The 11,426-nt window shown below is 44.1% G+C and carries 12 protein-coding genes; 6 read left to right on the forward strand and 6 right to left on the reverse strand.

The window, feature by feature from the left end:
• Positions 1-305 (forward strand): Rpn/YhgA-type helix-turn-helix domain-containing protein (locus tag EWV60_RS00235; protein WP_502705814.1); only part of this gene is annotated, 305 nt, incomplete at its 5' end.
• 22 nt (positions 306-327) lie between these two features.
• Positions 328-537: an Rpn/YhgA-type helix-turn-helix domain-containing protein gene (locus EWV60_RS00240; protein WP_287230152.1), complete on the forward strand. Its 210-nt coding sequence runs from the start codon at positions 328-330 to the stop codon at positions 535-537.
• 65 nt (positions 538-602) lie between these two features.
• Here EWV60_RS00240 and EWV60_RS00245 read toward each other — a convergent pair whose 3' ends face one another.
• From EWV60_RS00245 to EWV60_RS00260, 4 genes are read right to left on the reverse strand one after another with little or no spacing between them, the layout of a single operon-like run.
• Positions 603-3,803 (reverse strand): tetratricopeptide repeat protein, encoded by a 3,201-nt coding sequence (locus EWV60_RS00245; RefSeq protein ID WP_287230141.1) that lies wholly within the window; start codon positions 3,801-3,803, stop codon positions 603-605.
• A gap of 59 nt (positions 3,804-3,862) precedes the next feature.
• Positions 3,863-5,059: an LL-diaminopimelate aminotransferase gene (locus tag EWV60_RS00250; RefSeq protein ID WP_287230143.1), complete on the reverse strand. Its 1,197-nt coding sequence runs from the start codon at positions 5,057-5,059 to the stop codon at positions 3,863-3,865.
• Positions 5,060-5,075: 16 nt separating this feature from the next.
• Positions 5,076-5,438, reverse strand: a complete 363-nt coding sequence (locus EWV60_RS00255) for a thioredoxin family protein (RefSeq protein ID WP_081330818.1) — start codon at positions 5,436-5,438, stop codon at positions 5,076-5,078.
• Positions 5,439-5,483: 45 nt separating this feature from the next.
• Positions 5,484-6,362, reverse strand: coding sequence for an ABC transporter permease (locus EWV60_RS00260; protein WP_287230145.1), 879 nt, complete (start codon positions 6,360-6,362; stop codon positions 5,484-5,486).
• A 198-nt stretch (positions 6,363-6,560) separates the two neighbouring features.
• Here EWV60_RS00260 and EWV60_RS00265 point away from each other — a divergent pair, with 198 nt between their 5' ends.
• Genes EWV60_RS00265 through cobT form a run of 3 tightly spaced genes read left to right on the forward strand, consistent with a single transcriptional unit; the run spans position 6,561 to position 8,293 of the window.
• On the forward strand, positions 6,561-6,794 hold the full coding sequence (locus EWV60_RS00265; RefSeq protein WP_002739069.1) for a hypothetical protein: 234 nt from the start codon (positions 6,561-6,563) through the stop codon (positions 6,792-6,794).
• Positions 6,782-7,192 carry a type II toxin-antitoxin system VapC family toxin gene (locus EWV60_RS00270; protein WP_002752137.1) on the forward strand — a complete coding sequence of 137 codons (411 nt, stop codon included), beginning with the start codon at positions 6,782-6,784 and terminating at the stop codon, positions 7,190-7,192. Before EWV60_RS00265 ends, EWV60_RS00270 begins: the two co-directional genes overlap by 13 nt.
• 27 nt (positions 7,193-7,219) lie before the next feature.
• Positions 7,220-8,293: a nicotinate mononucleotide-dependent phosphoribosyltransferase CobT gene (gene cobT, locus EWV60_RS00275; protein WP_002752139.1), complete on the forward strand. Its 1,074-nt coding sequence runs from the start codon at positions 7,220-7,222 to the stop codon at positions 8,291-8,293.
• 187 nt (positions 8,294-8,480) lie between these two features.
• Here cobT and dps read toward each other — a convergent pair whose 3' ends face one another.
• On the reverse strand, positions 8,481-9,014 hold the full coding sequence (gene dps, locus EWV60_RS00280) for a DNA starvation/stationary phase protection protein Dps (RefSeq protein WP_287230147.1): 534 nt from the start codon (positions 9,012-9,014) through the stop codon (positions 8,481-8,483).
• A 382-nt stretch (positions 9,015-9,396) separates the two neighbouring features.
• Positions 9,397-10,128 (reverse strand): glutathione peroxidase, encoded by a 732-nt coding sequence (locus EWV60_RS00285; protein ID WP_287230148.1) that lies wholly within the window; start codon positions 10,126-10,128, stop codon positions 9,397-9,399.
• Positions 10,129-10,331: 203 nt separating this feature from the next.
• Here EWV60_RS00285 and EWV60_RS00290 point away from each other — a divergent pair, with 203 nt between their 5' ends.
• Complete coding sequence (locus EWV60_RS00290) at positions 10,332-11,282, forward strand: undecaprenyl-diphosphate phosphatase (RefSeq protein WP_287230150.1); 951 nt, start codon at positions 10,332-10,334, stop codon at positions 11,280-11,282.
• The last annotated feature ends 144 nt before the right edge of the window (positions 11,283-11,426 follow it).

An 11,426-nucleotide genomic window follows, 5' to 3' on the forward strand; every position in this document is an offset into this window, starting at 1 on the left:
TCGCTGCCGCTACCAGTATTCTCGCCGGGTTAGTATTAAATCGAGAGACGATCAAAAAAATCCTTCGGAGTGACATTATGAGAGAATCCGTCATCTATCAAGATATTTTAGAGGAAGGCAGAGAGGAAGGCAGAGAGGAAGGCGAGGAAAAAGGACTAAAAAAAGGCTTGCAAGCGGGTAAAGAGGAAAAAGCTCGACAAATTGCCCTGAAAATGCTATCTGCTGGTTTTTCTATCACAGAAATCGCCCGATTTACCGATTTGTCCCCGGCAACTATCGAGGAATTACAATCGAGAGACGATTAAAAAAATTCTTCGGAGTGACATTATGAGAGAATCCGTCATTTATCAAGATATTTTAGAGGAAGGCAAAGAGGAAGGCAAAGAGGAGGGTAAAGAAGAAAAAGCTCGACAAATTGCCCTAAAAATGCTATCTGCTGGTTTTTCTATCACAGAAATCGCCCGATTTACCGATTTGTCCCCCGACGCGATCGAGCAATTACAACCGAGAGAAGATCAGAAATATCTTTCGGAGTAGGATTATGGGAGAATCCGTCATCTATCAAGAAATTCTCGAAGAAAATGAGCGAGAAGGTTGACAATTTAGAAATTATCCGAAATAAGCTCGATAAATCGGGGGTCTTGACGAATTTTATCGAAGTCAGAATCTTTTTTCGCCTGTTCTCTATCACTGGGTCTTAATTGAATCGCCTTGGCGAGATATTCGACCGCTAAAGGAATATTATCCTGAATAGCGTAGTAGCAGGCTAGGTTGTAGTTTGTATTAGGGTGGTTTGGATTAATGGCTAGGGCTTTTTGTAAAATTTGTTCTACTTCCTCATATTGTCCTAAGCAAGTTAGAGAAGCGGCATAGACATTCCAAAAATCAATTGTTTGATTGTCTTTGTTTTTATACTGCTGACAAGTTTCAACAATTAAATGGAATTGCTGGTTTACAATATCTTGATGACCTAATTTTTTTAAAAGTATTGCTTTATTGAAGATTGCTTCGATGTAGTCCGCTTTAAACTTAATCGCCTCATCATAGGCGGCGATCGCCTCTTCATACCTCTCTAAATTCCCTAATTGACTACCTTTACAAAACCAAGCGGTTTCATAATCAGGTTTCAATCGTATAGCTTCCTCGTAAGCAGACAGCGCCTCTTCATATCTTCCTAAATTTGCTAGTTGGTTGCCTTTAACTGCCCAAGCAACTTCATAATCAGGTTTCAATCGAATGGCTTCATCGTAAGCAGACAGCGCCTCTTCATATCTTCCTAAATTCGCTAGTTGATTTCCTTTATTAAGCCAAGCGGCTTCATAATCAGGTTTCAATCGAATGGCTTCCTCGTAAGCAGAAAGCGCCTCTTCATACCTTCCTAGATTTCCTAATTGATTGCCTTTCCCATTCCAAGCGTAATCATAATCAGGTTTCAATCGAATGGCTTCCTCGTAAGCAGAAAGCGCCTCTTCATACCTCCCTAAATTTGCTAGTTGATTTCCTTTATTATGCCAAGCGTAATCATAATCAGGTTTCAATCGTATAGCTTCCTCGTAAGCAGACAGCGCCTCTTCATATCTTCCTAAATTCGCTAGTTGATTTCCTTTACCAAGCCAAGCGTAATCATAATCAGGTTTCAATCGTATAGCTTCCTCGTAAGCAGACAGCGCCTCTTCATATCTTCCTAAATTTGCTAGTTGGTTGCCTTTATTATGCCAAGCGGCTTCATAATCAGGTTTCAATCGTATAGCTTCCTCGTAAGCAGACAGCGCCTCTTCATATCTTCCTAAATTCGCTAGTTGATTTCCTTTATTATGCCAAGCGGCTTCATAATCAGGTTTCAATCGAATGGCTTCATCGTAAGCAGACAGCGCCTCTTCATACCTCCCTAAATTCTCTAGTTGATTACCTTTACCCACCCAAGCCGCCACAAAATCAGGCTTGACTTCAATAGCTTGTGCGTAAGCTGAAATTGACTCTTCGTATCTATTCATCTCGCTAAACTCCAAACCTTGAGCATAGTAAGCCCTATAGTAGTTAGGATCATTATTGATCGCCTGTTTATAAAGCTCTAGCGCCTCTTCCTTTTTACCCAATTCTCCTAGCAATGAACCTTTGTTTACCAGCGTGAGAGCGTCATCAGGATTAATTGCCAAGGCTCGGTCATAATATTCAAGAGCGGTGGCTTCTTTTTCCACTCCCTCCAACACATCTATTTTTTGTATTATCAATCCTTTGTTTGTCCAAGCACGAAAATAATCTGGCTTAATTTCAGTAGCCTGATTAAAACAATCCAGAGCATCTGTATATCTAACTAGATAATATAAATTGTTTCCCCGCATCAATTGAAAAGTTTCATCTTCAGGAAAATATTTAACTAGAGCATCATAGCCCCGCAACGATTCTGTATAGTTTTGCTTATCGTACAACTTATTGCTCACCTTATCCAGCGCCTCTTTGACCTCGAGGGGAAATCGGTCTAACAGGGCTAAAAATAACCCGAGTAGCTTTTCCAAATAATCCTCTAGACTCAGTAACTCCCCCTTTCCCTCGATCTGCCCATCGCGGGGGGATAAAATTCCCTCCCTCGCTTCTAATTTTTCTAAGGCCTTTTTAATCCGCCACTGATAGCGAACTTTTTGCCAGCGATTTCCCCGGACTAACATCAACGCGACTCGCTCCACCACAAACGCCTTTAGGGGGATATTCGCCTGTTGTAATAAATCCACCGCGTCGTATAACTCTTTAGCCAAAGGCTCTAACTTAAACGCGTCTTGATAACACTTTTTCCAAGATCCCCGGAGAGTATCCTTAAAATTTTCTCGACTTAGGGACAAAGAACGACCCTCCTGACTGTCGCCAGCCAGCAAAATTTCAAAATTGTTCACCAGATTTTGAAATGTTCCGTCGTTACGCTGTGCGATCTCTTCCGGGGGGCATTCCAGTTGAATTCCCGTTCGATTCGACACATTCACTAACCAGGACGCAGCCGCCTGATTTTCCGGTCTGGGTAATCGATAGCGCGTAAACCGGCGCCAGAGGGGGTATCGCTCCCATTGCAACATCTCCCATGGGCTAACCAATCTGGGATCATCGCTGACGGTTTCATCTCTAGCGGTCGCCAAAACCTTGATCCGCGTATCGGGAATATGAACGCTATCGCAATGATCCAGCGCCGCCAATAATCGTTCTTGTAACGGTCGGTCGGTCGGCAAGGATTGCTCTTCTGTAGCTCGATTTTCCCGAGTCGGTTCACTGCGCCTCATTTGAATATGCAAATCGTCAAATATAAAAAGCACATTTCTTCGCACATCTAGAAACTGTTCTCGAGGAAATTGATCTCCCTCCAACGTACCAGTGAATACCATTACCGTCCAACCCCGACGGATGAAACGAAGGGCGACTTCCGCCATCTCTCTAGTTTTACCGATCCCAGCCGGACCCGTAATGATCACCCACTGGTCATCATTTAATAACCTTATTATTTCAGCTAAATGGTTGATATCCAGTTCCCGATCTTGAAGGGGAATATCCCAGTCAATCAGGCTAGGATAGAGATATTCTGCCCTCTCCCGTCCAAAGATCGCGGGAAATACATCCTGGTTTGGACGCACGACTCTAAAGGGCAAGCTATCGCCTGCGATTCTTGCGCGGCGCCGTTTTTGCTGTTTTTCGCGCCACCAATTCAGCCCCGTCAAGCCAAAGCCGGAAAAGGCAGTGGTTAAGAGTAGGTTCACCGGATCTTTATGGACGTTATAAAACTCCCAAAGTATCCGGGCCGCATTAACGACGGGATCGAGCATAAGCTGTGTGCCTTAACTTAAGCTAAATTGTAAAATCAGGGTTTCACTTTAGGACAAAATCAGGTTAAATGTCGATTTGATCCCAAAAAAGCCCCAATTTTCTCCACGGCAGCCTCTAGAATATCGGGATCGTGAACTAAGGCAAAACGCACATAACCCTCACCACCCTTACCAAAACCGGAACCGGGAGAGACCGCGACACCGGTTTGGGCCACCAATTGCCGACAAAAATCGACGGAATTACCCGCCCAACTGGGGGGAATTTTCGCCCAAACGTACATAGTGGCGGCCGGAGTGGAAACAGGCCAACCGATGCGATTTAGGGCATTAATAAACACATCCCGGCGTTTTTGGAAGATAGCGACGGTTTCTTTGACCGAATCTTGATTACCAGTTAAAGCAGCGATCGCACCGTTGAGAATGCCCAAATACTGATTAAAATCAACCATGGCTTTAATCTGTCGCAAAGCCATAATTAACTGCGGGTTGCCAATGGCGAAACCGATGCGAAAACCGCCCATATTATAGGACTTGGAAAAGGTAAAAAACTCGATCGAATTAGTTTTATCTCGATCGGCCTGTAAAATTGACGGGGGGGGCGATGTTCCCGCAAAAAAGATGTCTAGATAGGGAAAATCGTGGATTAAAACTAAATTATGCTGACGGCAAAAGTCAACCGCTTTTTGAAAAAATGTCAAAGGTGCGATCGCTGTAGTGGGATTATGGGGATAACTCAAGACCATCAGCTTCGATTGTGCCAGCACTAGCTCAGGAATGTCCTCTAAAACCGGCAGAAAGTCATTTTTTGCCAAAATTGGCATTCCGTAGATTTGACCGCCAGCAAGGGCAACACCGCCCAAATGGGAGGGATAACCCGGATCGAGAAGCAGGGCAAAATCCCCGGGGTTGAGAATGGCCAAAGGTAGATGGGCCGTGCCTTCCTGAGAACCAATTAGGGGTAAAACCTCCGTTTCCGGATCAACGGCAACCCCAAAGCGATCGCTATACCAGTTAGCGGCAGTTACTCGGAAGTCTCGCGTACCATTATGGAGTAAATAGCCGTGGGTGTGAGGATCGTGGAGAGATCGCTCAATAGCATCGACAACGTGGGGAGCAGCCCCAAGATCGGAGGAACCGAGCGAAAGATCGATAATGACATTACCCGCTTCTCTACTGGCAGCTTTTGCCCGATCCATATCGGCAAAAACGTTGGATTGGAGTGCCTGTAAGCGGTGTGCTAGGGTTAAATTATTCATAACCACAGATACCTAATTAGCTGACATAGGTATCGATAAAAGATTGTAATTGTTGTTTGCCGATCGCCCCTTCATGAGTGGCAATAATTTCGTTATCTTTAAAGATGCGTAAAGCGGGAACACCTTTCACATCACATTTAGCCACCGAGTTGGGGTTAGGGTCCACCTCTAGTTTAACTACTTTTAGCCGTTCGCCGTAGGTTTTCGCCACCCAATCGATCGAGGGGGATACCAGACGACACGGACCGCACCAACTCGCCCAAAAATAGACTAAAACGGGTTTTTCGACCTCAAAAACCTCTTGGTCAAACTTCTGATCGCTAATGACAGTTACGCTACTCACAGTATTTATTTCCTCGCCATCGTTACTGATCATCATAGAGGTTCTGGGTACTTTTCGGCAATTATCCAGTTCCACAGTTCCTCAAACATGAGGATCGAAGACATCGCGTAAACCATCACCGATAAAATTAATACTTAACACCGTGATCACGATAGCCAGAGCCGGAAAAATGACCAAGTGGGGGGCAGTTGTCAAGTAATCTTTAGCTTTAAATAACATTTGTCCCCAAGTCGGCACATCGGGGGGGAAACCCAAACCCAAAAAACTCAGGGTTGACTCGGTAATAATCGCATTACCCACGGCTAAAGTGGCCGCCACGATAATCATTCCCAAAACGTTAGGTAATAAATGCACCCAGATTAAACGCCAAGGAGTGGCCCCCAAAGCTTTTGCAGCCGAGATAAACTCCATCTCGCGTAATTTTAAGAAATTTCCCCGCACCAATCGCGCCACCGACATCCAATTTAAACCCCCGATTACTAAAACCACGAGGATAAAAATACCCGTTTCCGGTCCGGCGATTTTTTTGATGCTATCGCGAAATAGATAGACAATCAGTAAAAGTAGGGGCAATTGCGGCAAAGATAGAAATAAATCCGTTAATCGCATCAATAAGCCATCGATCGCCCCCCCGTAAAACCCAGAAATAGCCCCGATCGCTGTCCCCAGAATCATCGCGACTATCATAGCAGCAATCCCCACCGCCAGGGAAATTCGACCCCCCACCAAAATCCTCGCCAATTGATCCTGTCCCAGATCATTAGTGCCGAAAAGATGTTTTAAACTAGGGGGAGCAGTGGTTTGACTAAAATCAATGGTATCGATAGGAACTCGATAGAAAATCGGACCGAATAGGACAGCAAAAATAATTATCATTAATGCGATCGCTCCTATTACTGCCAAGAAATCTCGGTAAAAACGTCGCCAAGTATCGATAATTGCAGAAGACAGGAGAGACATAAGCTGTTAAGTGTTTAAATTACTTTTTGAGACGAGGCACTCTTGCATTAGGGGAGATTCCGCTAATCTAAGAATAAACGGTTTAAATGAGTCTTTTTAGTCTGCTGTATTTTAGGTAAAATCTCAAGATGAGTCCCTTTATTGAAGGAACCGTTGTGTTATAGTATAACTCAAGTTCAGAAAATAGAGAGTAAAACTATGACTGTTAAAGAACTTATTCAAACAGCAATTGATAATTTACCTGAAGAACAACTAGATGAACTTTATCAATTAATTAAAAATTTCACCGCCAGCAAAAACAACTTATTAGAAGAAAAACCATCCTTATTCAAACGTCATTTTCCAGTGGAGAATATGGTGGGTAAAGCTAAAATACTAGGTGATATGGTCAGTCCTATTGTAGATGAAGAAGATTGGGAATGTCTGAAGTAATTGTGCTTGATAATCATATTTGGTTGTGGTTAATAAATGGCAATTTTGACAGATTTCCCGAGCATTGGCTAGAAAAATTTGAGTTAGCAGAATCTCTCGGAGTTTCCCCCATTTCTTGCTATGAAATAGCCCTTGCTAACCAACGGGGGAGATTAGAATTAAGTTATCCCCTTCAAGAGTGGATTCAACAAGCTTTAACAGTAGCTAAAATAGATATATTTTCAATTACCCCCGAAATTGCCATTAGAGCCGTTAATTTATCTCCCATTCACAAAGATCCTTTTGACCGTATTATTATGGCTACAGCCTTAGCATACGGGGCAAAACTGGCTAGTATTGATAACTTATTTTCTAAATATGTTGAAATCAAAGATCATCTCATGGAGAGAGGGAAATAGTAATAAGTAAGAGGACAAAATCAACAGATGATTAAAATTTACACGGAAATCGAACGGGGGCAAAATTGGTTAGAGCGCCATCAAAAATCTTGTCCGATATTTGCCCTAGTTTTGGGATTTACCGAGACGGGATTAATCCCTGGAATCTCCACCGCCGGCGCCACCCCGGAAGATAGAAAATATACAGCGATCGCCGATGCCGAATTTATCGTTAAAGGAGTTTCACCCCATCCCCGTTATCCCTTACCCCCCCTAACGGTGGGAGCCTCCCCCGCCTATATTACCCGCGCCGTGGTGGAAAAATTAGCCATTCCCGTCCTCGTTTTTAACGCCGGTTTACCCTTGCCCCCGGCCGTCGATTATATCGAACTGGGGGGACAACCGGCCCGTTGTCTCTCCACCGGCCGCGCCCTAGATCTCCCCATAGTAAAACACCTGTTCGCCCAAGGACTAACCTGGGGCGAAAAACTAGCCCGCCAGTCTAGTTATCTAATTATCGGCGAGTGTGTGGTCGGTGGCACCACCACCGCCCTCGCCATCCTCACCGGATTGGGTTATCGAGCCAACGGCAAAGTTAACAGCAGCCATCCCCAGTGCAATCATGCTCAGAAACAGGCAATAGTTGAGCAGGGATTAGCCGGAAAAGAAATTTTTGATCCTTTTGAGGTAATCGCCGCCCTAGGCGATCCTCAGCAGATTTTCGTCGCTGGCATGGCCATCGCCGCCAGTGGGCAGGGTGGGGTACTTCTCGCCGGAGGAACCCAAATGTTAGCCGTTTCTGCCCTAATTCAAGCTCTAGTGACTAAATATGCCTATCCGGTTAACTGGGAAAATATCATCGTCGGCACAACTCGTTGGGTAGCGGAAGATAGAACAGGGGATACGGTGGGATTAGCCAGCCTGATCGGAAAAATACCCCTATTAGCCACACAATTAAACTTTTCCGCCTCTAAATACCCGGTTTTGCAAGCTTATGAACAAGGTTTCGTCAAGGAAGGAGTCGGTGCGGGGGGATGTGCGATCGCCGCTTATCTGTACCAGAATTGGACTAATCAAGATTTGGTCAAGGCGATCGAAAATTTAATCGGGTTTCAACTATAGTAGTTATAGTCATTTCAGATAAGTCTGATACAGTCTAGACCGACAAAATTCTTCAAAACCCTTATGAACTCTGGGATTGATATTCTCAATTTTAATTGAAATGACTATAAGTGATTGGCTACGTTTACCGATTACGAGAATTTAAGGTGTATTAAGCTACGTTAACACACCCCAAATTTATCTATATTTAACCGATAACATCTTCCGATTTAATCAGATGCGCTTCTAGGAACCAGAGACGTTTATCGATGTCTCGGGAGATTTCCGTATAGAGATCTGCTGTGTCGGCATCCCCTTGATTGCCAGTGCTATCAATAGCAGAACGAAGATGGGCGGCGTATAATGCATAACGTTCGGCTAAAGCAACGATATGTTCACTACCATCGACGATATCAGCCGGATATTCTGGCAGAATCGAGTTAGCGGCAGCGATGCGTGCTGTTCCCAAAGCGGTTCCACCTAAAGCGGTAATCCGTTCTGCTACCATGTCCCCATAGCCTTCTAATTCCGTGGCCATTTCGTCGAAGAGGCTGTGCAATTGGTAAAAATTTAAACCTTTTACATTCCAGTGGGCTTGTTTAACCTGAGTTTTTAGGTCTAAACTAGCGGCAAGGGTTTGGCTTAGGATTTCAACAATAGCTTTGCGGATATCTAATGCTAAATCGATGCGGGTGGAGTAGTATTGTCCCGTGGTTTTGGTTTTGACTGGAATGGCTACCATAATCTTTCTCCTTGATCAGTTAACAGAATACTCGATAATTTTCTCACTTGTGTCCGTGTAGAGGGGACTGATTTTGATCCTACAATTAAGCTCAAGCTATACATATCCCCTTTAAGAATCGATTAACATCGCCCTCAGCCGTCAGCCGTCAGCTAGATAATAGTGTTGATAACTAGAAAAATGGCTCTCTTCGGTTTGGTGGGTAAAATGTATTCTAAGATACAGTCCTGCGGGTGAGCGAGTGGAACGAACCACAAAGACACAAAGGACACAAAGATTGATCGCTCCTATATAAGTTAAACTTATCACACAGAGAATAAGAGAGCCGAAAAATGCCTAATTAATTGAAAAATCAGAAGCTGACAGCTGATAGCTTAATTAATTAAGCTCCTAAATAAGCCGCTAATTCTTCCGAACCGCCAATTAATTGGCCGTTAATGAAGACTTGTGGGGTGGTGGTATTACCACTCATGGCCCGCAGAGAACGACTGGTGGCATCGCGTCCGAGGATAATTTCTTCGTATTGTAGGCCTTTTTCTTCTAACATTTTCTTGGCCCGGAGACAGTAGGGACACCCTACTTTCGAGAAAAGAGAGACTAAAGGCGGTTTTTTGGCTTCTGGGTTGATGTGGTGTAACATCGTTTCCGCATCGGAGACTTTGAAAGGATCTCCCGGTTCTTCTGGTTCGATGAACATTTTCTCGATAACACCATCTTTGACTAGCATCGAATAGCGCCAAGAACGTTTACCGAAACCTAAGTCAGCTTTATCGACTAACATCCCCATTCCCGCACTAAATTCGCCGTTACCGTCGGGAATTAAGACGACATTATCACATTCTTGGTCCTTTGCCCACTCGTTCATGACAAAGGTATCATTCACCGACAAGCAAACAATACTATCTACGCCATTTTCCCGAAAAACTGGGGCTAATTCGTTATATCCGGGTAAATGGGAGGTGGAACAGGTGGGAGTGAATGCCCCGGGTAAGGCAAAAAGAACAACGGTTTTTCCTTTGAATAATTCCTTGCTGGTGATGTTCACCCATTGATTATTTTGACGCACGCGAAAGGTGACATCGGGAACTCTCTGTCCTTCTCGGTTTGGTAGCATAATCTTCAACTCCTAATTACTAAGTCGTACTCATTTCGAGTTTGTCTAAATTAAGTGTACTCATAACGACTATGAGTTGTCAACAAGTATTTATACTTAAATCAGGAGATAGGAGAATGGGAAATAGACAAAAGGCAGTAATATTGATTAGTTAATTTACCTAACCCCCCACACCCAACACCCAACCCTTTTTTTACTGAAAAATGATGTTTTCCTTCCTGAAAAAAAGCTATAAATGGCTAGGACTAGCGATAATAACGGTGATTTTGGCGATTACACCCGCCGTCATTGCCCAATCAACCACTAGCACCATACCTCTGGCAAAAATTAACTGGTTACAGGCGATTTTTTTGGGATTTGTGCAGGGAGTGACGGAATTTTTGCCGATTAGCAGTACCGCTCATCTAAAAGCGATTCCCGTCTTTTTGGGTTGGGGAGATCCTGGTGTCACCTATACAGCAGTGATTCAATTGGGCAGTATTGCGGCGGTATTGTCCTATTTTTGGCAGGATTTAAGGCAAATATCCACGGGAATGGTGAAAGCGGTGGCTAGTTCCGATTATCGTTCCCAGGATTTTCGTTTAGCCGTGGGGATTATCCTAGGCACAATTCCGATCGTTTTCTTCGGTTTGTTAATGAAACTTTTCATTCCCGATTTAGATAACTCCCCCCTGAGAAGCATGACAGCGATCGCCAGTGCCTCCATAGTCATGGCTTTACTCTTAGGTACGTCCGAAAAAATCGGGAAACATAAACGCAGTTTTGAGACTTTGCGACAAAAAGACGGGGTTTTAATGGGATTAGCCCAAGCTTTAGCGCTCATACCGGGGGTATCTCGTTCTGGGTCCACCTTAACTGCCGGGTTATTCATGGGTTTAGAAAGGGCCGTAGCGGCGCGATTTTCCTTTCTGTTGGGGATTCCGGCGATAGCTTTAGCCGGTTTAGTGGAATTTAAAGGCGTTCTCGACCAGATTAACACCAGTGAATTAATTCCCCTGGGTATTGGGGTAATTTCCTCGGCGATATTTTCCTATCTTTCGATCGCTTGGTTATTAGATTATCTCAAAAAACAGAGTACCTGGGTTTTTGTCTGGTATCGTCTCTTTTTCGGGGTTGCTATCCTGATTGGTGTGGCCTTGGGGCGTTTTTCCTGACCTTTTGGCATTCTAATTAGGGTTGGCTGAATAAATCTAAAAACCTTACAGGAAAGGGCTTTTAGCTTGATTGAGAGCTTCCCAAATGCACTTAAATCTGCTAGAATCTCTTAAAACCCTTGCATCACCCTTGCATCACCCTTG

This window comes from Microcystis sp. Msp_OC_L_20101000_S702 (assembly GCF_007095705.1).
GTDB classification, from domain to species: Bacteria; Cyanobacteriota; Cyanobacteriia; order Cyanobacteriales; family Microcystaceae; genus Microcystis; species Microcystis ichthyoblabe_A.